Consider the following 20,853-nt stretch of genomic DNA (forward strand, 5'->3'; position numbering starts at 1 on the left):
CTCGGTCAGAACCCGTAACTGTGGATGGGTGCGAGCTGACCGGCGTGGTGGGCTTCGATCACGAAACGCTCGTGGTCGACCAACTTCTCCGGGAGTTCGTCAACCGGCCACCACCGCAGATCTGCAGATTTCAACGGCTCCATCCGGCGTGGTTCACCCGACCACGTGCGGCATTCGTAGAAGAAGTCCACTCGATGATCCACCGGGTCGACCCTTCCGCATGTCGGCGATGCAACACGGTGAGTGGCTTCAGTTCCGAGGAAAGCAGCTCCACGCCAAGTTCTTCCGCGGCCTCCCTGACAGCCGCATCGAGTGCCGACTCCCCCAGTTCGACGTGTCCCGCAGCAGCGTGAGCCCAGTATCCGTCCATGAAACCGGTGCCCTCACGCAACTGCAACAGCACCTCCGGCCGTTGCGCCGGGTTGCTTCGACGAAACATCACGTACACCGCTGGTACCAGCGCAAATTGATCGGCCACATGACCACGCTATCGTGCGGGAAACGGCGGCGCCCCGCGAGAACAAAGCTCGCGGGGCGCCGTCGGCTAATCTGCTGAATCAGTTGACGTCGAACCTGTCGAGGTCCATCACCTTGGTCCAGGCGGCAGCGAAGTCCTCGGCGAACTTCTGCTTCGCGTCTTCGCTGGCGTACACCTCGGAGAGTGCGCGCAGTTGCGAATTCGATCCGAAAACAAGGTCGACCGCAGTTGCCGTGTACTTCGGATCTCCAGTCGCCCGATCAACCCCGTCGTAGACGTTCTCTTCCGTCTTCGACGGCTTCCACTCGGTACCCATGTCGAGAAGGTTGACGAAGAAATCGTTGGTCAACGTCTCGGGACGGTCGGTGAACACCCCGTGGCCGGTCTTGCCGAAGTTCGCGTTCAGCGCGCGAAGTCCGCCGACCAGAACTGTCACCTCGGGCGGGGTCAGCGACAGCATGTACGCGCGGTCGACCAACAGAATCTCTGCCGGAATCTTCTCCCCTCCCTTGAGGTAGTTCCGGAATCCGTCGGCCCGGGGTTCGAGTACCTCGAACGAGTCGACGTCTGTCTGCTCCTGAGTTGCATCCGTACGTCCCGGCGTGAACGAGACCGTGATGTCTTGTCCGGCGTTCTTCGCGGCCTGCTCGACTGCCGCTGTACCACCCAGAACGATCAGGTCGGCAAGTGAAACCTTGGCTCCACCAGCCTGGTTGAATTCCTGCTGAACTCGCTCGATGGTCTGAAGCACCGCGGAGAGGGCTGCGGGCTCGTTGACTTCCCAGTTCTTCTGCGGCTCCAGGCGAATTCGAGCACCGTTGGCGCCGCCGCGCATGTCAGTGCTGCGGAAGCTCGCAGCCGACGCCCACGCGGTCGACACCAACTGTGAGACGGACAGCCCGGAATCGAGAAGTCGACTCTTGAGGATCGCGATGTCCTCGTCCCCGATCAGTTGATCATCGGCCAAGGGAACCGGGTCCTGCCACAACTGCGGTTCGGGAACCCACGGTCCCAGGTAACGCGTGACCGGTCCCATGTCGCGATGCAGGAGCTTGTACCAAGCCTTGGCGAACTCTTCAGCGAATTCTTCGGGATGATCGAGCCAACGCCGTGTGATTTTCTCGTACGTCGGATCCAGGCGTAGGGAGAGGTCGGTGGTCAGCATCGTCGGAGTACGTCCGGCCGTCGAATCGAACGGATCCGGGATCGTGCCGGCCCCCGCGCCATCCTTCGGGATCCACTGCCACGCACCCGCCGGGCTCTTGGTCAGCTCCCAGTCGTATCCGTACAGAATCTCCAGGAAAGTGTTGTCCCACTTCGTCGGAGTGGGAGTCCACACGACCTCGAGACCACTGGTGATCGCGTCCTTACCCACGCCCGTACCGAAGGCGCTCTTCCAGCCCAGTCCCTGTTGCTCGACGGGTGCGCCTTCCGGTTCGGGTCCGACGAGGTCGGCCGGACCGGCACCGTGTGTCTTGCCGAAGGTGTGGCCGCCGGCGATCAGCGCGGCCGTTTCCACGTCGTTCATCGCCATGCGAGCGAAGGTTTCTCGGATGTCGCGGGCGGCCGCTACCGGGTCCGGTTGTCCGTTGGGTCCTTCGGGATTGACGTAGATCAGGCCCATCTGAACTGCGCCGAGCGGTCCGGACAGCTCACGGTCTCCGCTGTAGCGCTCGTCGCCGAGCCAGGTGTCCTCAGGACCCCAGTAGATCTCCTCGGGCTCCCAGATGTCTTCTCGGCCGAAGCCGAAGCCGAAGGTCTTGAACCCCATCGACTCCAGAGCGCAGTTGCCTGCGAACACCAGCAGGTCGGCCCAGGAAACCTGCTTTCCATACTTCTGCTTGACCGGCCAGAGCAGGCGACGTGCCTTGTCGAGGCTGGCGTTGTCCGGCCAACTGTTGAGCGGGGCGAAACGCTGAGCGCCCTGACCGCCACCGCCGCGGCCGTCTGCGATGCGATAGGTGCCGGCAGCATGCCAGCTCATACGCACGAAGAGTCCGCCGTAGTGTCCGTAGTCGGCCGGCCACCAATCCTGCGACGCCGTCATCAGCGCGATGACGTCGCGCTTGAGCGCCTCGACATCGAGTTTGGCGAATTCCTGGGCGTAGTCGAAGTCGGCACCCATGGGATTCGACTTCGACGAATGTGAATGCAAGACAGAGAGATCCGGCTGATTCGGCCACCAGTCCCGGTTGGTTCTCGGACGATTCCCGGTCGGTGTCGGAGACGGGATCGCGGGGTTTTCACTTTCGCTGGTGCTCGCGGTGTTTCCATCGTGAGCAACCGGGCAACTATCGGACACGGTAATCCCTCCATGAGCGAGTAGAACGGACTTCGATCACGGGTGTGATCGCAAACTCTGAGTTGTCGAACAGTCGGCACACAGGCCCCAGTAGATGACCTCGGCTTCATCGAGGACGAAGCCGTTGTGCGCTGACGGCGTCAAGCACGGTGCCTCTCCGACTGCACAGTCGACATCTGCAACGACCCCACAGGACCGGCAGACGACGTGATGGTGGTTGTCACCGACGCGAGACTCGTACAGCGCCACCGATCCGGACGGTTGGATCCGCCTGATCAGCCCGGCGTCGGTGAGAGCGTGCAACACGTCGTAGACCGCCTGCCGCGACACCCCCGGCAGAACAGCCCGCACAGCATCGAAGACAGTCTCGGTGGCTGCGTGTGGGCGTGCATGCACAACCTCGAGCACCGTGACCCTGGGACGAGTCACGCGAAGCTCAGCGTTACGCAGTTGGGCTGCATAATCCGGCGTCGAAGGCACCTTTCCACTATTGCGCAATCTTCTGGACTGAACCCAGACTTTCGCGAAAATCCTCGCCTACGCGGATTTGCCGACCGATTCGTCAGCGCTCCGAACAGGACGAACGGGCCCGGGAATCATGGGAGATGAACTGGGGGTAGGTCTTGTTGCGCCAGTCGCAGTTCAGCGGCGGCGATGACGCCGGGGAAGTAGTAGTGCCCCTCCGGCGACTGAACAAGAGATGCAGCGTCGATACCGTCGACTTCCCATACGTCAACCGCGCCGCCGGTGTTGTTCATTCTGACAAACCAGTCCCGTTCGCCCTCGTCGCTGGCGAGGAAGCATCCCTCCTGCTCTGCTCGTAGACTTCCTGCGATTCCGCGAGCCGAGCCCATTCGGCGCCAGTCCAATCCATACCGCTGGATCGACGCACGGTTCAAGGCGGAGGTGACGTGGTAGCGGGTCGACATCGTCCAAAGGTAACAATCTTCCGTTTGTTCCAACTACGGTGAAGGGGAGAATCCGCCGAGGTCAGGAGTGATCGTGCCCAAATTGGAGATCAAGAGGAAGTCACAACTCTCACGGCAGGAAGTCGCCGACCGACTCATCGCCCTCGGCCAGGCCCTCGCCAGTGGATCGGAAGTGGAACTGGGGTCGGGTGGGGACTCGATCGAAATCAGTGTTCCGGAACAGGTTCGGTGGGAACTCGAGATCGAAGTCGACGGCAACGAGGTCGAGATAGAAATCGAGATTCACTGGCGCGACGACCCTCAGGAAGAATCAGAAGAGAAGTCTCCGCCGCCCACCAAAGCAGTTCGTCGCAGCCGACCGCGCAAGAGCACTGCCAAATAGGCCAACCCGGGTGCGGTTGTCAGGCAATTACGGAGACGCCGACACCTCGAGAGACACAACGCGCAGCAGTGCTCGGAGATCACTTTCGATCCGTCGAAACAGTTGATACACAACGATGAAGCCCGCGATCCCGCCCAGACACAGCGCACGGACGGTTGCGTTGAGTTCCTCCCCGGCCCCGGAACCGACAAAACTGAGTCCCGCGATTCCCACCAGTGGAACCGACGCCGCGACTGCGAGGTAACGCGTGCTGCTCCGACCCAACGAGCGAATATCGCGTCCGTCGTCGCTTCGTAACTCGCCGTGTGACAACAAGATCGGATACAGACATCGAACCGAGTAGTACGTCAGGATGAAGAACGGATACGCGACTGCGACGGCGCCGCACACTGCCAGCGACGACATCAGGTGCACGTATGCTCGTTGCGGAATACCTCCGGCGGCAATCTGCAACGCAACTGGATATGCGATACCGGCCAGGACCCACAGACCGAATGCGATCACCACCGCGCGGTGTCCGACGTTCAGCGTCGCGGTACGGGCTTTGTTCAAGACCTCCGCGCTGTACGTCTGACCGTGACGCAGTCCGTGAGGCACAGTGAGCGCAAGCCGGCACCAATACAGGATCGCCGCGGCACCGAGTGAGAACGCGGCCACCCCGATGACCAGATGAACCTGCTCGAGGTGCTGCTGAGCCTGGGGCGAGAGTCCCGAAATGATCAGCATCTTGTTGTAGTAGTAGTTGTAGCCCGCCGCCAGGAGATTCGGAATTCCGATCGCGGCCAGAAGAATCGGCAGTGCCCACTTCCACAACGTCGAACGCGGGCTCCCTTCCGGTGGGTCCACCAGGTTCCGGGCAGACCGGTCCAGACACAGTGCGAACTGACGGGCAAGCTTTCGTCCGCCAGACCACCTTCCGTCTCTCTCGGGCGAAAGAGACTTCACCAGTACTCGGCGCAGCGCCGGCGGGCAGTCGTCCGGTAACCGGGCCTCGGCCGCGGGATCCACCCCACGCCGACGTGCCTCGAGCGCCTTCTTGGGCGACGGTGGGTTCTCCCCCGTGCCGTCGTCCGTGAAAGGCCTACTCCCGGTGAGGAGTTCCCACAGCATCACACCGAGTGCATAGATGTCGCTACGGGTGTCGAGTGTGCCGGGAGACCCCACGGCACAGGCCTCCAACTGCTCTGGAGACATGTAGGCGAGCGAGCCTCCGACAAAACAGGCAGCGTCCTCGGTCGAGACCTCCTCGCTCGAACTGACGTTGAAGTCAGCGAGTTTGGGAATGCCTTCGACACTGAGAAGTACGTTCGCCGGCTTGATGTCCCGATGTAGTACGCCGTGCTCACGCGCGTACTCGAGGGCGTCGGCCAGTCTCATTCCCATCCAGGCCACGGTCTCCGGCCACGACATCGCTGCGATCTCGTTCCGTAAACTCGTCTCGCTCGGTTTCATCTCCCCCTTTTTCGCCAGGGTCTGATCGATGGCGTCGAGAAGTAGTTGTCCGGACCGCTGAGCCTGCGGTGTCACGCGGACAAGTTTGACCACGTCGAGCAAGGTCCCGCCTGGCACGTATTCCATGAACAGAACTCGCAGTGCGCGTTCCTCGAGCAGCCGTTGATCGAAGACGCGAACGATGTTGGGATGGTCGAGTTGGGCGAGAGTCTGCGGCTCGACTCCGACGTTGCGCGAGATTTTCAACGCAACCCACCGCTGCATCGACAGTTGCCGTGCCAGGAACACTCGGGCGAATGCACCGTGCCCGAGTTCCAACACCAGTTCGAAATCATCGAGGCGCTGCCCGATCTCGAACTCGTCGAAACCCGAGAGCCCCAACATCATCACGTCTTCGCGGCCGGCCATCGAATCACGGTCGAACAACCGCTCGAAACCCTCTGCCTGCAAAGGGAACTCGCTGAGGTACTCGGCCGCTACGACGTCCTCCCCGCCCTGCTTCCGCAGCCGGAACTCCTCGTACAGAAGCTCGGCCGGTAGTGGCTCTTCGAGCAATTCCGGGTACTCGGCGCAATACTCCGTGAGTCGTTTCGGACCGTCATTCTTCAGCCAGCGGTACTCCATGTCGATTCCGACCAGTTCGATCAGCGCGCCCCGACGAATCTTGGCTGGATCGGGCAGATATTCACTCAGGTCGGACGGGGTTCGTCCCGCCTCCCAGTCCCCGACCAGGCGCCCGAGACCGTCGGCATCGTTCGATTCGCCGCGTACTACCGGCAGTGCGGACAGGCGCAACTCGGTGACGGTGCCCCGTTCGGTCAGGGGCCCGCTCGCGACTGTCGCGTCACTGGCCTGCGCACCACGTTCATTCATGAGTTCTGCTCCGCACCTCGAGCACGATGAATCGAGGCGACTCATTTCAGCGTAACCCCGGCGGTACCTCTGACCCCAGCGAATCTATTCGGCGTGAACTGCCGACTTCGTGCCGATACGAACGAGTTCTTCGCGGTCACCGATCTTGACGCGTGGACGTCCGTGCTCGACACCGAGGTCCTTCTCGGCGGCATCGATACGAAGCCATCCTTCCCAATCGACGGGAAACAGATCGCCGGCCGCGAGGACCTCCTCGATCCGGTTGCGATCTACCCGACGCCCGCCGAACGAATCAAGTTGGCGCAGCATCGTTTCGACTGTTTGGCGAGCGTCTGGCCGCGCCGCACCGATCAGCCCCGCGGCACCGCGCTTCATCCAACCGGTCACGAACAAGCCCGCGATCGGTAGACCGCTCTCGTCGACCACCGCGCCGCTCCGGTGCGAAACTATGCCGCGCCCGTGATCGAAGGGCACCCCGGCAAGTGGCGTGCCGAGAAATCCGATTGCCCGGTACACAGCTTGAACCGGATAGTCGGTACAGACACCCGAAGCGGTGACGTGACCGTAGCCGTCGGGGTCAGTCCGCTCGACGCGGAGTGCCTCGACTTTCCCGTTACCGAGAATCTCCACGGGCTTTCGGTAGAAGTGCAGGTGAACTCGACGCTGGGCAGTTCGGTCGGCAGGTGCAGTGTCCGCGAAACCACGGAGTGTCTCGACTGCCAGTCGGGTGTGCACCAACTGTTTTGTCATCCGCTCGATATGCCGGTCCGGCGCGACATCGGCAGCATCGACGACAACATCTACGCCGGGTAGTTCACCGAGAGCGCGCAACTCGTTCGGGGAGAAGCGAGCGTCGGCGGGTCCGCGCCGGACAAAGATGTGTACCTCACGAACGCGACTGCCGGCGATCCCTTCCCGAACTTCGTCGGAGACGTCCGTGGCCTGCAGCGATTGCGCCTCTACGAGGAGCATCCGCGTGACATCGAGCGCGACATTGCCGCCGCCGATCACTGCCACCGACTCGGCGTGCAAGGGCCAATGTTGGGGGGCGTCGGGGTGATCGTTGTACCAACCGACAAAATCGGCGGCCCCGAATGAACCGGGAAGCTCGACGCCTGGAATGTCGAGTAGTGCATCCCGCGGCGCACCGGTTGCAATGATCACCGCGTCGTAGGAAGAACGTAGGTCCTCGACGGAAAGGTCCTTTCCGATCTCTACGTTGCAGAACAGCCGGAAGTCACTGGCGACCAGCACGGTGTGCAGAGAAGCGACGAACTTTTCGGACTCGGCGTGCCCTGGGGCGAGACCGTAGCGCACGAGTCCGTACGGCGTCGGTAGACGCTCGAACATGTCTATCTTGGTGCCAGGAGCCAGTTCAGCGAGAGCGCCGGCAGCGTGGATTCCCGCCGGCCCCGCTCCGACGATCGCGACCCTGAGCGGTGGTGAGAAAATCCGGGGCGCCGCCGGCGGGGATACCGCTGAACCTCTAGCGTTGATCATGCCCCGAGACTAGGACCTCAACTGCGCTGGAGATCAAGTCCGCTTTTCAGTAACCCGCTTTTCAGTAACCCTGCTCGGCCGGCTTGTGCTCGGTTGTGTAGCGGTAGAAGTCCGCTAGTTGGAGTTCACCGGCCGCTGCCTCGTCGACGACGACTGTCACGTGCGGATGCAACTGAAGTACCGATGCCGGGCAGAACGCCGACACCGGACCTTCAATCGCAGCCCGGACCGCGGGGGCTTTGCGCGCCCCCTCCGCAATCAGCACAAGATGCTTTGCATCACTGATGGTTCCGAGACCCTGCGTGATCACGTGATGCGGCACATCGGCTGGGTCTGCGAAGAACCGCGCGTTGTCGGCGCGGGTCCTCTCGGTCAAGGTCTTCACTCGGGTACGCGATGTGAGTGAGGAGGACGGCTCGTTGAAGCCGATGTGCCCGTTGAGACCGATGCCGAGAATCTGCACGTCGATGGGACCGTTGTCGACGATGGCAGCGTCGTAACGCCGTGCAGCTTCACTGGGATCCGCGGCTCCCCCATCGGGGCTGAACACTCGCGCATTGTCGATGTCGAGGTGATCGACGAGTTCCGTGCGGATGGTGTGCGCGTAGGACTGCGGCTGATCGGGCGTGAGACCTACGTACTCGTCGAGAAGATACGCGCTCATCGCCGCGAACGACACTCCCGATTCTCGATGCCGCTTGATCAGCTCCCGATACGTGTGCAGCGGTGACGATCCCGTCGCGAGGCCGAGCGTCCGCGCTCCTTTTTCGATTGCGCCGCAAACGATGTCGGCAGCGATTCGCCCGCCGTCTTCCGGACTGGGAACTATGACGATTTCCATTCAGGCTTCCTCTCTGCTCTTGCCGGCTCCGACGATGGCCTCGCGTACGGAACCCGAAGCGCGATCCAACAATTCGGTTGCTTCGGCGAAGTCGCATTCGGCCAACAACATGACGACCGCTGCCTTCACATGACCGTCGGCATTCTCGATGGTCTCCGAAGCGATCTCGGTATCCACTCCGGTGGCTGCCGCGACGATCCGGTTTGCACGATCGACCAGTTTGGCGTTGGTAGGCCGAAGGTCGACCATCAGGTTGTGAAACGCCTTGCCGGAACGGACCATGCTTGCCGTCGAAAGCATGTTGCACACCATCTTCTGTGCAGTCCCGGCCTTGAGCCTCGTCGATCCGGTGAGGATCTCGGGGCCGGTCTCCACTTCGATGGCCACTCCGGCGTGCGAACTCATTGCCGCATTTCGGTTGCACGAGACCGCCACTGTTGCGGCGCCGAGTGCGCGGGCATGGTCGAGTCCCCCGATGACATAGGGAGTACGACCACTCGCCGCCAGACCCACCACGACGTCCGTGGCGTTCAACGAGATTGCGTCGAGGTCGGCCCCAGCCGCTCGCGGATCGTCCTCTGCTCCCTCGACGGCGTTCAGAAACGCTCCCGGGCCACCGGCGATGATTCCGATCACCTCGCCTGGATCGGTCCCGAAAGTCGGAGGGCATTCCACCGCGTCGAGCACTCCCAGACGCCCACTGGTCCCAGCTCCCAGGTAGATCAGCCGACCACCTTGTGCCCGAGCGGTGACGATCGAATCGACTGCGGCTTCGATGGCCGGTAACACCGCCGCGACCGCGTCGGCCACGATTGCGTCCTGCTGGTTCATCACCGTCAGCAGATCCGACACCGACATGACGTCGAGATCGCGGGTGAGAGGGTTCGGTCTCTCGGTAGACAGCATGTCCAATTGCATTGTGGCGAGTCCTCCTCGATCAAATTTCACTACGACGACTCCTCGTCAGTAATCACAGCGACGACTCCTCGTCAGTGACGCTTCGAAGCAATGGCATCATGACTTCGTTGCAGCGCAGACAGGGCGCTCGGCAGCGAGTGCGCGACCATCGCAAAAATTGTGTCGACTACCAACAGCTGGCCGGTGCGGCTTGCCATTGCTGCCGACCGGAAACCGAATTCTCTACCGGCAGTGAGTAGAACGTGGTGTGACTGCACAGCGAGCGTCGACCGCGCCCCGCCGGTGATCGCGGCCGTCGACGCCCCGGTACGACGGGCAAGGGCAAGCGGTTCGACCACATCAGAAGTCTCGCCGGAATGCGAGATTCCCACTGCTATGTCGTCCGGTCCGAGCAAACTGGCGCTGACCATCGCCGCGTCTCGGTCGAGATGAACCCGGCAGTTGACGTCGATACGCGAGAGCTTCAACGTGAGGTCTTGCGCGACGATGCCTGACGCGCCGATGCCGTACACCTCGACCCGGCGGGCGGATCGGATCCGCGACACCACTGCTTCGAGTGCAACAGGGTCAGTCAATTGTGCTGTGCCCTTGAGTTGTTCGGATTCGAACTCGGCGAGTTTGGCCATGACTTCACTGGCAGAGTCGGCGGCAACGATGTCCACACCGAGTGGAATCGAATCACTTGACGCGGAACCGCTGATGGCCGCCAATGCCAGACGAAGCTGGGGATACCCCTCGAAGCCGAGCCTTTTGGCTGTGCGGACCACTGTCGCCGTGCTTGTCGACGCTCGTTCGGCAAGATCGTTGACCGTCAGTGTGGACGCCAGGCTGGGGTCGGCTTCGATGATTTCGGCGATCCGCAGCTCGGCAGGTGAGAGGCTGCTCAGTGATGCGCGAATACGAGCAAGCAGGTCGACGGACGCCGGAGCACTCCGGTCCAAAGTCATAACGCCTCGATTCGCATCGTTTTCGGAGCTGACGGCACCGATGTGATTCTAGGCAGCCCACGGCTTCCTGGCGTCAAAGATCCGAGCACACTGGCGTGACGCGCACCGGTGCACGAAGCAATACTGCCGGGCAATCCGTGTGCGGTGAGGAAGCCGAGAACCGCGAAAGCCAATGCTTCCTTGATGTCGGAGGTGACTCCGAGTTCGTCCGAAGAGACAAGCGCGATGTCGCCCAGTTCGTCACGGAGCATCGCCATCAACGTCGGGTTCTTGGTGCCACCACCTGACACCACCACTTCGGTGGCCGCGAGTGCTTTGACGGAATCGGCGACGGTCCGGGCCGTAAGTGCAGTCAGAGTCGCGACGATGTCTGCCAGAGACAACGACTCGTAGCCCCGCAGAGCGGCGAGCAGATAGTCCCGATGAAACAATTCTTTGCCCGTGCTCTTGGGAGCGGGCTGCGTGTAATACGGTTCGCTCAGTAGATGTGCGAGCAGATCGACGTTCGGCGTGCCGGCTGCACCCAGAGCGCCACCGAGGTCGAACCACTGCTCCCCCGCAGTGAATTCGCTTACCGCCGCGTCGATCAGCGCATTTGCCGGGCCGGTGTCGAAGGCAATCGGTACTGCGGGACCATCTGCCGTCGTACCGCCGCCACCCGGAGCAGTGACGTTCGCGATGCCACCGAGATTGAGCGCGACGGAACCCGAAGTTCTTCCGTTGAGCCACAATACGTCGAACGCGCTGACCAATGGTGCACCCTGTCCACCCGTCGCCACGTCGCGAGAGCGCAGGTCTGACACGACGGTGCATCCGGTCTTCTCGGCTATCCAGGCCGGCTGCCCGAGTTGGAGAGTGCCCTTTACTTGCGCTCCTTCGACCCAGTGGAACATCGTCTGCCCATGTGAGGAGATCAATTCCGCACTGCCGTCACACAGTTCCGCGTTCGCCCGCGCAGCCACGGCCGCGAATGCCTGCCCGATCTCGGTGTCGAGTTGGCAGATCTGACCGACAGTGGTGGACGCAGGCGGTACCGCAGCGGCCACCGCTGCCCGCAACTCACCGGAATATGGTTCGCTGACCATTCCCAGTGGGGTCAGCACAAGAGTGTCCCCGTCGATCCGGATATCTGCTGCGGCAGCATCGATAGCGTCGTACGAAGTACCGGACATCAGGCCGATGACTCTCATGAAATTTCCCTTACTCGGATCGTTTCGGCATTCGGGCAAGCTGCGGTCAGTCGACGAGTGCCCGCTTGTGGGCATTTCCTCGCAAGGTACTCAAAGCGATCGCGCTGACGGCGCACGTTGCCATCACGAAGTAGGCCGGAATATCGAGATTGGAAGTTTCCTTGATCAGCCACGTGATTATCAGACCGGCGCAGCCCGAAAAGACCGCGTTGGACAGGGAGTATGCGAGTCCCAATCCGGTGTACCGGACCGAGGTGGGGAACATCTCGGAGAGCATGGCGGGTCCGGGTCCGGCGACAAGTCCCACTGCGGCGCCGGCGGCAAACACTGCAAATCCCTTGGCGGTCAGAGACGTCTGCTCATTCTGCAGGACGTTGAGCAGCGGCAACGCAAGGACCAAGATCAAAACCGTGCCGGTGAGCATGACCGCGCGTCTCCCGATGCGATCACTGAGCCCGCCCGCAAGCGGAATCGTCACTGCGAAGCCGGCATTGGCAAGTACCGAAGCAACCAGTGCCTGATGGAATGTCGCGTTGAGTGAACTCTGAAGATAAGTCGGCATCACGACGAGGAACGTGTAACCCGCCGCAGACCAACCCATCAACCGACCGATGCCGAGCAGAATCGCCCTGGCGGTCTCGCCGACGGTCGGCTGTACTACCGGCGTCGCCGCATCAACTGTCGGTTCGGACTGGACTGCGCGGGCACGCTCGAACGACGGCGTTTCTTCGAGTCGGAGCCTGAGCCACAGGGCGACCAGGCCCATCGGAAGTGCAAGGAGGAACGGGATGCGCCAGCCCCAGTCGTTGAGCTGACCGGAGTCGAGAACTGTCGCGAGGAGCGCCGCGATTCCGGCACCGGCGAGCAATCCGAGCGCGACCGTGAACGATTGCCACGACCCGTACAGTCCGCGTCGTCCCGGGGGCGCAAACTCGGTCATCACCGACACCGCGCCGCCGAACTCGCCTCCGGCCGACAGTCCCTGGAGGATCCGAAGAACCGTCAAGAGCAGCGGTGCCAGAATTCCGACGCTCTCGTAGGTGGGGAGCACACCGATCAGGGTCGTCGCACCCGACATCAGCAGAAGAACGATCACCAAGGTGGGGCGTCGGCCGATGCGGTCACCGAGTCGGCCGAACAGCGCGGCCCCCACTGGGCGGAAGAAGAAGGCCAGCGCAAACGACGCGTAGGTCTTGATCAGGCTTTCGAGGTCGCCGGAGCCGTCGGCGCTGAAGAAGTTCGACGCGATGATCGTCGCGAAGAACCCGTACACACCGAACTCGTACCACTCGATGAAATTTCCGACGGAGCCGGCGACGAGCGCCCTGCGCCGTTTGAGCTGCGCACCATCGTTCCGTGTCTGCACTGTGATGCCCATGCCGTCCTCCGTTGACGAAACCCGAATATGCAACAAAGTTTCATCTGAACGGAGTAGAAATGTCAAGAAGTTTCACAATTGGGTTTTCGTGGGTCCCCGAATCCCTACGCTCCTGCGAACGTGAATGCCTCCGCCCGTTCGAACTGGTCGGTGGAGTCTCCGGAGTAGACCGTGCTCTCGTTCGGGCCCAGCCCGAGCTTGCGGACGGGCGTCCCCTCCCCGAGATCCATCGACGCCACATCCACCCAGAACGTATTCGGGGTCATCGCAGACTCGAAGAAATAGAGCGCGCGTTTGTGATCGACCACCGTACGCCAGCGGGTCGACGAGATGTTGGGCTCGTCTGGAGTCGAAATACCCAGCGGCACCGAGACATTGCGAATGACACTGAACGTCGACGCCAACGCGGACCGCGGATCGTCCGTCTGCGGTATCGCATCCACGTAGAACGACGCGCGGGCGAATCTGTCAGCGGCACGGTTCGTTCCGGGCAGCATCACAGTCCCGTTGATCTGCTTCCAGTACTCGTTGACCGCGAGTTGCTGATCGAAGATCGGAGAATTTGTCATCACCTGGTACTCACGGCTGTGATGAATAGTCGCGCGTCCACCGACGTATTCGATGATCGCACTGTCTCCCCTGGCGTCCGAGAGTGACATGTGAAGGGTAGCGAGACGGTCTTCACCGGGAACAGCAGCAGTCACGACGGTGAACGGTTCCGCTGCCAAGACCTCGACTGCTTCCTGAACTGTCGCAAAACAATCCAGAACATACTGCGCCCACGCTGCGATGGACAGACCCGGAGTCGAGCCGTCGTATGCCGGGTACTCGGACTCGACCAACCACAAGAGATTTGCAGACAGTCCTGCCTCGTTGACCCCATCGGTTGTGCACATGTCGTAGGCCGTTGCGACAACACTTCCGTATTTCGACGTCCACTGAATCGAGTTCGGACCCGCGCAACCCTCGCGCGTCATGCCCCGCGGAAATGCCCAGAGATTGGTTCCGAGATCGACCTTCCAATCCATCGATCGAGCAGTGATCACAGTGTCGTTGGGCCCCAAGTAGACCAAGCGTGTACACATCGAAAACTATCCCTTCCTCACGGCGTGACGATATTGAAACTGGGATCGAAGGTATCCAGCAGCCCTCCCAATGTCTCCAGCGCCGATTCGTCTCCGGTGAGCGAAATCTTCCCGGCTTTGGCAAGTTCCGCAGCCGCGCCCGGTTGCAGAAGTGCGCCGATCAGTGCAGCTTTCGGCCCGGACACCGTCAGTTGCGTGTTCGACGCCGCTCCCCGGCGGGCATTGAGGACGCCGCGCCTGACCCAGGCCGTCCAGGTCTCGTCGTCGTGATCGGTGAACACGAAATCGATGTGGAGGTCGACGTCAGTTGCCTTGTCTCCGATGAGATGCACTGCTACGAAGTCGAACAAGATATCGATGGGCATCGCGAGGACGCTGTCTTCGCTCGCAGTGATGTACGGCGGGGGTTGCGAGCCCTCACGCAATTCCAACGCTGCCGAAAGGTAGATACCTCGCCACTGAGGTCCCTCGGCTTGATACCCCATCTGCTCGTAGACGTCAGCCTGAAGGTTCTTCGCCTCGGTGTTCTCCGGTTGAGCGAACACCAACTTGTGCAGGATCTCTGCCGCCCACCGGTAGTCTGCGGCGTCGAATGCTCGCTTACCCTCATCCAGGATCTTCTGCGCGCCAAGGAGATCGACGAACCTCTTCGCCGACTCGACCGGTGGATGTGGATGAAGCGTCACCGGATCGCCGTCCCACATTCCCAGCTCCTTGGTGTACACGGCACGCACGTCATGATGCAGAGTTCCGTGGTAACCGCGGTTGTGCCACTTGCGGCCGAGTTCCTCGGGTAGCTCGATCACCTCGGCAGCTTCGAGCGGCGTGTATCCCTTGTTCGCCAGCCGGAGCGCCTGGTCGTGAATGTATTTGTAGGTATCCCTTTGTGATTCGATGAAGCCAACGAGGTTCTCGTTGCCCCACACCGGCCATGTGTGCGGTCCGTAGTGAACCGCCGCGTCGTCGCCCCACCGTTCCAAAGTCTCGTCCAGGTATCGCGCGAAATTACGGGCATCGCGGGTACGCGCACCGCGCAGGGTCTGGATGTTGTGGAGTGAATGATTTGCGTTCTCCGCACACGTCAGTGCGGCGAGTTCGGGGATCCAGATGTGCATCTCCTCCGGAGCCTCGGTATCGGGTGCATAGAGGAATTCGAACTCCAGACCCGCAATTTCTCGCTTCGTTCCGGTTTCGGTGATGCCGTCGGTGGGGGAAATATACGAGATCTGAGGGCCTTTGGTGCTGAGCACGCCGATCCCGCACGAGACCGCCCCTTTCGGACCGAGGTCGAGCAATCCGCCGAAGGCATAGAACGACCGCCTCGCCATGGCATTGCCGGCGACAACATTCTCGCCGATTGCGAACTTGTCGAACGATGCGATCGTGCCCGGCGCGATGATCGGCACCTTTCCCGATGCAACGTCCTCGACGTCGATAATGCCTTTGACTCCGCCGTAGTGGTCGATATGGGTGTGCGTGTAGATGATCGCTGCAACCGGCTTGTCGCTGATGTGCTCGCGAATCATCTTCATGCCCTGGCGCGCTGATTCGACTCCCGCCATGCAGTCGATGATGATCAGGCCTTCGTCACCCTCGACGACCGTCAGGTTTGCGATGTCGTTGTTTCTCACCTGGTAGAGGCGATCCGTCACCTGGTAGAGCCCACCCCGGCGAATTACCTGACTCTGGCGCCACAAACTGGGATTGACGGTGTCCGGCGCCGGAACGTCGTCACCGATGTACGCCAATGCCTCGGGGTCGAAGACCACATGCCCGTCGTCGCCGAGAACATTGCCAGGCAACGGTGCGATCAAGCCACGATCCGCGTCGACAAAATCTTGCCGGTCATCCATGGCGTACCGCGTGACCGCTTCGCGGTTCACCGCCACGGTGGCCGGTGTTGCGTCCTTAGGTGTCTGGCACATGGCTCTCCCCGCTCGGATACGACGATCAGATACCCCATAATCTCTATCCGGCGGCAGCGGCGTTGGAATCACCCGCGCAGGGTGAACTCACGCTCCTCACCCCTTCGTCTTCTCGGAACCTCCCGACGCCAGGGCGATGACAAGAACCACGAGCCCACAGGCGACAACAAGGATCCAACCCGCTCTCGATGCCTCGGCGATATCTGATTGTGCGCTGCCTGCGATCATGCCGCCGGCCAGCGCCACACCGAGAGCAGCGCCGAACTGCCTTGCACTGGAGGTGATCCCGCCGGCAAGGCCTGCCTGCGATCTCGGTAGTCCGTTGACGGCGGTGTTGGTGATCGGAGCATTCGAGAAACCGAAGCCGATACCGAGGAACAGGTACGCGACGAGCAACGTCGAAGTGCCTGTGCTGTTGTCGAGAGAGACCAGGCACAGTCCGCCGAGCGCGGTGAAGCTTCCGGCGATCAGCAACGGCAATCGTGCACCGAAGCGCCCGACGAGAATCCCCGACAACGGCGCACAGATGGTTGCCGCGACTGCCATCGGTAGTGTCATCGCGCCCGCGGCGGCGGGAGTCATTTCACGCGCCTGTTGAAGGTAGAAGGTGCCCAGAAGCAGCGTCGCGTTGAGAGCCACGAACACCACGATCGCGCCGAGTACTGCCCCGGTGAACGGCCGGTGCCGAAACAGCGAGGGGTCCATGAGCGGCTCGCTCTTTCTCGATTCGACCCGGACGAACGCTGCCAGCGCGGCAGCGACGGCGACGTAACCCGCGATTGCACCGGAGGCCAGCCACCCGATTCGTGGGCCTTCGATGAGCAGCGCCACGGATCCGCCCACGACGACCATCAGAAGCACCTGCCCCGGTAAGTCGAGACGTCGAGGTTGTTCAGCCCGGGACTGCGGCACGAACACCGCGGTCAGCACAAGAACGACCGCGATGACGGGCACGTTGATCCAGAAAACGGATCTCCAGCCGAAGCTCTCGATGAGGACTCCGCCGACTATCGGTCCTGCTGCCATGCTCAGACCGAAGACCGCAGCCCACACGCCGATCGCCTTGGCTCGCTCCTTCGGGTCGGTCATCACGTTGACGACGATCGCCAGGGCCACCGGACTGAGCATCGACCCACCGACTCCCTGCGCGATCCTCGCCGCAATCAGAACTCCCACCGACGGGGCCAGCGCGCAGACGATCGACGCCACCCCGAAAACGACCAGTCCGATCTGGAAGATCCGCCTTCTACCGAACCTGTCGGCCAGGGCGCCGGACGAGATCAGCAAGCTTGCCAAGACGAGTGTGTACGCGTTGACGATCCATTCGAGACCAACGGTTCCGACGCCGAATCCCTCCCCGATCGCGGGGAGAGCGACGTTGACGATGGTCGTGTCCAACCCGACGACGAACAAGCTCGTGCAGCAGATGGCCAGAATGCCCCACCGGCGGCGTGCGTCAAGTCCGATCACTTTCGGTTCGTCGATCCCGCTCGAAGGTTTCATCTCGGACTCCATCTCTCGAAGTGTTCTGCCGTGCTCGCCAGTCGAAAAGATCGTCGCAACCCGGCCCGCGAAGCCGGTAAGAAATTTGCAGAAACTGCAAAGATGAGCGCATGGACGCCGAACTCGAGCAGTTGCTTACCGATATCGGACCGAGACTGCGAACGCTTCGTCGGGATCGCGATCTGACCCTCGAGGCCCTGTCCGACGCCACCGGAATCTCCGTCAGCGCATTGTCGCGACTCGAATCGGGTAAGCGTCGTCCCACCCTCGATCTGCTGTTACCGCTCGCGCGTGCTCACCGGGTCGCGCTGGACCAACTCGTCGGCGCTCCCGCCACGGGCGATCCTCGGGTCCATCTCACCCCGAGCCGACGCAAGAACGGCAGTGCCGTCGTTCCGTTGACGCGCTATCCCGGACGCGTGCAGGTGTTCAAACAGGTGATCGGTCCACGTCCACCGAAGCTCGTCACCCACGCCGGCTACGAATGGCTCTACGTCCTCGCCGGGGATCTGCGTCTCATTCTGGGTACGAACGAGGTTGTCCTGCACCCCGGTGAAGTCGCGGAGTTCGACACCGCCGAGCCCCATTGGTTCGGGCCCGCCGACAACCAGATAGTGGAGATCTTGCATCTGTTCGGCCCGCAAGGCGAGAAGGCCCACGTGCGAACGAAGGCAAGAACTGCTGCTGCGCATGACGCAGTTCTCGAAAGTTAGACCACTGCATGCGTTTTCAGTCGGTTCGACAGTGTATGAGCGTACTCGAGAAGTAGCGTTCCCAACTCGGCATGACGCGTGGGCCGAAAGCGGGTTTCCACTCCGGTCAGACTCAGCGCCCAGTCCGGGCGCCCGTTGCGGTCGAACACCGCGGCACCCATCCCCCAGCTTCCCTCGACGATGAGGGCTGGATTGACGGCATAGCCGGTGACACGCGTCGACTCGATTCGCTCGCGGATTGATGCCTCACTGTGGATCTCACCCCATTCCGACTCCAGATTCACTCGGGCGAAATAGTCGTCGACGTCCCGCGTCGGTAGGTGACTCAAGATGGCAAGCCCCGCCGACGCGACCCCCAACGGGAATCGCTTCCCCTCGTGCAGCACGTGAGATCGCAGCGGAAAACTGCCTTCCTGACTCAAGATGCAGACGGTCTCGTCGCCGCGACGTGCCGAGAGGAATGCACTCTCCCCCGTGACCCGGGCGAGGTCGTCGACGATGTCGCGAGCGCGGTCGGTGATGTCGTACCGATTTCCGGCCGCGGCGCCCAGGAGGTACAACTCCGGGCCGAGAGACCACCGACCGGTTCGTGCGTCACGGTCGACCAGTCCTTCGGCAGCCAAAGACGTGAGCAGTCGGTGCGCGGTGGGCCGAGCGAGGCCGGTGACCTTGCCCAATTCCGTGGTGGAAATGCCCGTTGGCTCAGAGGCGCCGAGGGCTCGCAGAAGTGCCGCCACCCGCGCGACCATGGCCGGTGATTGCTCGTGAGTAGGCATGAGTTCATCCTAGCGTCCATTCAGTGAACGAATTTTCTTCAGATGGTCAGCAGTCGATCAGTTCTGTCTTGATATTCAAGATCCCTTGAACCTGTGAACTGGAGATAGTTCACTGGATAGCGAAGTGAGTGAGTGTCTACTCAATGAACGCTTGGCAGGGAGAAAACATGACAGCAAAGGTGTACGAGTCCGCGGCGGACGCGGTCGCCGACATCGTCGACGGAGCAACGCTGGCCGTCGGCGGATTCGGTTTGTGCGGCATCCCCGACGTATTGATCGACGCGATCGCAGCAACGAGTGCAACCGACCTCGAGGTGTTCTCCAACAACTGCGGCGTCGACGATCACGGTCTCGGAATCTTGCTGAGCGCCGGACGTATCCGACGGGTGACCGCGTCGTACGTCGGTGAGAACAAGGAGTTCGCCCGGCAGTACCTGGCCGGCGAACTCGAAGTGGAACTGACGCCGCAGGGCACGCTCGCCGAGCGTCTGCGCGCCGGCGGAACCGGAATCCCCGCATTCTTCACACCGGCCGGAGTGGGTAGCCCCATCTCCGACGGCGGAATGCCCTGGCGCTACGACGCCGACGGCTCGATCGCTATTGCATCGCCTCCGAAGGAGACTCGCGTCTTCGGAACCAAGCGTTACGTGATGGAAGAGGCGATCAACGCCGACTACGCACTCGTGCACGCTGTTCTCGGTGACACCGACGGCAACCTCGTGTTCGACAAGACCGCGATGAACTTCAACCCGCTCGCCGCGATGGCGGGACGGGTCACCATTGCTCAGGTGGAACGTCTGGTCGAGCCCGGTGAAATCGACCCGGCATCGGTACACCTGCCCGGAGTCTTCGTGCAGAGAATTGTGCACACCGGCCCTCAGAACAAGCGAATCGAAAAGCGAACCGTCAGCGCTTCGGAAGGAACCTCACGATGACCGCACCAGTGACAGTGACGGGTTGGACGCGCCAGCAGATGGCAGCGCGGGCGGCTGCAGAGATGATCGACGGCGAGTACGTCAATCTCGGAATCGGTCTTCCCACACTGATTCCCGGATACCTGGGGTCGGACGTTCGTGTGGTCCTGCACTCGGAGAACGGAATTCTCGGTACCGGACCGTATCCCACCGAGGACAACGTCGATCCTGACCTCATCAACGCCGGCAAGGAGACCGTGACCGTCAATCCCGGTGCGGCATATTTTGATTCGGCCCTCTCGTTCGGGATGATCCGCGGCGGCCACATCGACACCGCCGTTCTCGGCGGCATGCAGGTGTCGAAGACGGGTGACCTCGCAAACTGGATGGTCCCCGGCAAGATGGTCAAGGGAATGGGCGGCGCAATGGACCTCGTCCACGGTGCCCGGCGTGTCATCGTCGTCATGGAGCACAACGACCGCGACGGCAACCCCAAGATCGTCGACGCATGCACCCTGCCCCTGACCGGCCAGGGCGTGGTGAATCGGATCATCACCAACCTAGCCGTCATCGATGTGAGCGACGAAGGCCCACTCGTCCTGCGTGAACTCGCCCCCGATGTCAGCGTCGAAGACGTTGTCGCCGCGACCGGCACCGAACTGAAAGTTGAACTGGCATGACCGACACGACCACTGTGATTGTTGCGGGAGCTCGTACCCCGATGGGTCGACTCCTCGGATCGTTGAA

Annotated in this window: 20 protein-coding genes; 4 read left to right on the forward strand and 16 right to left on the reverse strand. The window is 61.9% G+C overall.

Going from position 1 to position 20,853, the window contains the following annotated elements; translation table 11 throughout:
* Positions 1–5: 5 nt before the first annotated feature.
* The 5 genes from ACKAMS_RS29135 to ACKAMS_RS29155 all read right to left on the reverse strand — a co-directional run bounded on the left by ACKAMS_RS29135 (position 6) and on the right by ACKAMS_RS29155 (position 3,709).
* On the reverse strand, positions 6–134 hold the full coding sequence (locus ACKAMS_RS29135; protein WP_261779309.1) for a hypothetical protein: 129 nt from the start codon (positions 132–134) through the stop codon (positions 6–8).
* A complete protein-coding gene (locus tag ACKAMS_RS29140) occupies positions 131–478 on the reverse strand; it encodes an NUDIX domain-containing protein (protein ID WP_408989942.1) in 348 nt (115 codons plus the stop codon). Before ACKAMS_RS29140 ends, ACKAMS_RS29135 begins: the two co-directional genes overlap by 4 nt.
* A gap of 79 nt (positions 479–557) precedes the next feature.
* Positions 558–2,780, reverse strand: a complete 2,223-nt coding sequence (gene katG / locus ACKAMS_RS29145; RefSeq protein ID WP_029254650.1) for a catalase/peroxidase HPI — start codon at positions 2,778–2,780, stop codon at positions 558–560.
* 36 nt (positions 2,781–2,816) lie between these two features.
* Complete coding sequence (locus ACKAMS_RS29150; RefSeq protein ID WP_020906505.1) at positions 2,817–3,260, reverse strand: Fur family transcriptional regulator; 444 nt, start codon at positions 3,258–3,260, stop codon at positions 2,817–2,819.
* A gap of 116 nt (positions 3,261–3,376) precedes the next feature.
* The gene (locus ACKAMS_RS29155) at positions 3,377–3,709 is read right to left on the reverse strand and encodes a hypothetical protein (protein ID WP_037119238.1); all 333 of its coding nucleotides are present in this window, start codon (positions 3,707–3,709) and stop codon (positions 3,377–3,379) included.
* A gap of 73 nt (positions 3,710–3,782) precedes the next feature.
* Between ACKAMS_RS29155 and ACKAMS_RS29160 the strand changes: the two genes are divergently transcribed.
* Entirely contained in the window at positions 3,783–4,091 is a 309-nt protein-coding gene (locus ACKAMS_RS29160; protein ID WP_024487387.1) for an amphi-Trp domain-containing protein, read from the forward strand.
* A gap of 27 nt (positions 4,092–4,118) precedes the next feature.
* Here ACKAMS_RS29160 and ACKAMS_RS29165 read toward each other — a convergent pair whose 3' ends face one another.
* The 10 genes from ACKAMS_RS29165 to ACKAMS_RS29210 form a co-directional block, all read right to left on the reverse strand.
* A complete protein-coding gene (locus ACKAMS_RS29165; protein WP_029254648.1) occupies positions 4,119–6,416 on the reverse strand; it encodes a serine/threonine-protein kinase in 2,298 nt (765 codons plus the stop codon).
* 84 nt (positions 6,417–6,500) lie between these two features.
* Positions 6,501–7,916, reverse strand: coding sequence for an FAD-dependent oxidoreductase (locus tag ACKAMS_RS29170; RefSeq protein WP_029254647.1), 1,416 nt, complete (start codon positions 7,914–7,916; stop codon positions 6,501–6,503).
* Positions 7,917–7,977: 61 nt separating this feature from the next.
* Positions 7,978–8,757 (reverse strand): glucosamine-6-phosphate deaminase, encoded by a 780-nt coding sequence (gene nagB / locus ACKAMS_RS29175; protein WP_029254646.1) that lies wholly within the window; start codon positions 8,755–8,757, stop codon positions 7,978–7,980.
* Positions 8,758–9,675 (reverse strand): N-acetylmuramic acid 6-phosphate etherase, encoded by a 918-nt coding sequence (gene murQ, locus ACKAMS_RS29180; protein ID WP_020968668.1) that lies wholly within the window; start codon positions 9,673–9,675, stop codon positions 8,758–8,760.
* Between the two features lie 71 nt (positions 9,676–9,746).
* The gene (locus ACKAMS_RS29185; RefSeq protein WP_019747531.1) at positions 9,747–10,622 is read right to left on the reverse strand and encodes a MurR/RpiR family transcriptional regulator; all 876 of its coding nucleotides are present in this window, start codon (positions 10,620–10,622) and stop codon (positions 9,747–9,749) included.
* Positions 10,619–11,812 (reverse strand): anhydro-N-acetylmuramic acid kinase, encoded by a 1,194-nt coding sequence (locus tag ACKAMS_RS29190; protein ID WP_408989943.1) that lies wholly within the window; start codon positions 11,810–11,812, stop codon positions 10,619–10,621. The genes ACKAMS_RS29185 and ACKAMS_RS29190 overlap by 4 nt, the downstream gene beginning before the upstream one ends.
* A gap of 46 nt (positions 11,813–11,858) precedes the next feature.
* Complete coding sequence (locus ACKAMS_RS29195; RefSeq protein WP_019747533.1) at positions 11,859–13,190, reverse strand: MFS transporter; 1,332 nt, start codon at positions 13,188–13,190, stop codon at positions 11,859–11,861.
* 104 nt (positions 13,191–13,294) lie between these two features.
* On the reverse strand, positions 13,295–14,275 hold the full coding sequence (locus ACKAMS_RS29200) for a linear amide C-N hydrolase (RefSeq protein ID WP_019747534.1): 981 nt from the start codon (positions 14,273–14,275) through the stop codon (positions 13,295–13,297).
* 17 nt (positions 14,276–14,292) lie between these two features.
* Positions 14,293–16,200, reverse strand: coding sequence for an alkyl/aryl-sulfatase (locus ACKAMS_RS29205; protein WP_020968666.1), 1,908 nt, complete (start codon positions 16,198–16,200; stop codon positions 14,293–14,295).
* Positions 16,201–16,296: 96 nt separating this feature from the next.
* Positions 16,297–17,703 (reverse strand): MFS transporter, encoded by a 1,407-nt coding sequence (locus tag ACKAMS_RS29210; RefSeq protein ID WP_070797301.1) that lies wholly within the window; start codon positions 17,701–17,703, stop codon positions 16,297–16,299.
* A 110-nt stretch (positions 17,704–17,813) separates the two neighbouring features.
* Between ACKAMS_RS29210 and ACKAMS_RS29215 the strand changes: the two genes are divergently transcribed.
* Complete coding sequence (locus ACKAMS_RS29215; protein WP_070797293.1) at positions 17,814–18,416, forward strand: helix-turn-helix domain-containing protein; 603 nt, start codon at positions 17,814–17,816, stop codon at positions 18,414–18,416.
* Here ACKAMS_RS29215 and ACKAMS_RS29220 read toward each other — a convergent pair.
* A complete protein-coding gene (locus ACKAMS_RS29220) occupies positions 18,413–19,192 on the reverse strand; it encodes an IclR family transcriptional regulator (RefSeq protein WP_021333887.1) in 780 nt (259 codons plus the stop codon). The two genes, ACKAMS_RS29215 and ACKAMS_RS29220, sit on opposite strands and share 4 nt — an antisense overlap.
* A gap of 167 nt (positions 19,193–19,359) precedes the next feature.
* Between ACKAMS_RS29220 and ACKAMS_RS29225 the strand changes: the two genes are divergently transcribed.
* Entirely contained in the window at positions 19,360–20,127 is a 768-nt protein-coding gene (locus ACKAMS_RS29225; RefSeq protein ID WP_153211317.1) for a CoA transferase subunit A, read from the forward strand.
* Entirely contained in the window at positions 20,124–20,786 is a 663-nt protein-coding gene (locus ACKAMS_RS29230; protein ID WP_020906493.1) for a 3-oxoacid CoA-transferase subunit B, read from the forward strand. The genes ACKAMS_RS29225 and ACKAMS_RS29230 overlap by 4 nt, the downstream gene beginning before the upstream one ends.
* Positions 20,787–20,853: the final 67 nt, after the last annotated feature.

Source organism: Rhodococcus sp. 5A-K4, assembly GCF_046097995.1.
In the GTDB taxonomy this organism is placed as follows: Bacteria; Actinomycetota; Actinomycetes; order Mycobacteriales; family Mycobacteriaceae; genus Rhodococcus_F; species Rhodococcus_F erythropolis.

Excerpts from the sequence above, each read along its gene's own strand:
- ACKAMS_RS29155 (WP_037119238.1), bottom strand. The coding sequence starts at position 3,709 with ATGTCGACCCGCTACCACGTCACCTCCGCCTTGAACCGTGCGTCGATC.
- ACKAMS_RS29165 (WP_029254648.1), bottom strand. The coding sequence starts at position 6,416 with ATGAATGAACGTGGTGCGCAGGCCAGTGACGCGACAGTCGCGAGCGGG.
- ACKAMS_RS29170 (WP_029254647.1), bottom strand. The coding sequence starts at position 7,916 with ATGATCAACGCTAGAGGTTCAGCGGTATCCCCGCCGGCGGCGCCCCGG.
- nagB (WP_029254646.1), bottom strand. The coding sequence starts at position 8,757 with ATGGAAATCGTCATAGTTCCCAGTCCGGAAGACGGCGGGCGAATCGCT.
- murQ (WP_020968668.1), bottom strand. The coding sequence starts at position 9,675 with ATGCAATTGGACATGCTGTCTACCGAGAGACCGAACCCTCTCACCCGC.
- ACKAMS_RS29185 (WP_019747531.1), bottom strand. The coding sequence starts at position 10,622 with ATGACTTTGGACCGGAGTGCTCCGGCGTCCGTCGACCTGCTTGCTCGT.
- ACKAMS_RS29190 (WP_408989943.1), bottom strand. The coding sequence starts at position 11,812 with ATGAGAGTCATCGGCCTGATGTCCGGTACTTCGTACGACGCTATCGAT.
- ACKAMS_RS29195 (WP_019747533.1), bottom strand. The coding sequence starts at position 13,190 with ATGGGCATCACAGTGCAGACACGGAACGATGGTGCGCAGCTCAAACGG.
- ACKAMS_RS29200 (WP_019747534.1), bottom strand. The coding sequence starts at position 14,275 with ATGTGTACACGCTTGGTCTACTTGGGGCCCAACGACACTGTGATCACT.
- ACKAMS_RS29205 (WP_020968666.1), bottom strand. The coding sequence starts at position 16,200 with ATGTGCCAGACACCTAAGGACGCAACACCGGCCACCGTGGCGGTGAAC.
- ACKAMS_RS29210 (WP_070797301.1), bottom strand. The coding sequence starts at position 17,703 with ATGAAACCTTCGAGCGGGATCGACGAACCGAAAGTGATCGGACTTGAC.
- ACKAMS_RS29215 (WP_070797293.1), top strand. The coding sequence starts at position 17,814 with ATGGACGCCGAACTCGAGCAGTTGCTTACCGATATCGGACCGAGACTG.
- ACKAMS_RS29220 (WP_021333887.1), bottom strand. The coding sequence starts at position 19,192 with ATGCCTACTCACGAGCAATCACCGGCCATGGTCGCGCGGGTGGCGGCA.
- ACKAMS_RS29225 (WP_153211317.1), top strand. The coding sequence starts at position 19,360 with ATGACAGCAAAGGTGTACGAGTCCGCGGCGGACGCGGTCGCCGACATC.
- ACKAMS_RS29230 (WP_020906493.1), top strand. The coding sequence starts at position 20,124 with ATGACCGCACCAGTGACAGTGACGGGTTGGACGCGCCAGCAGATGGCA.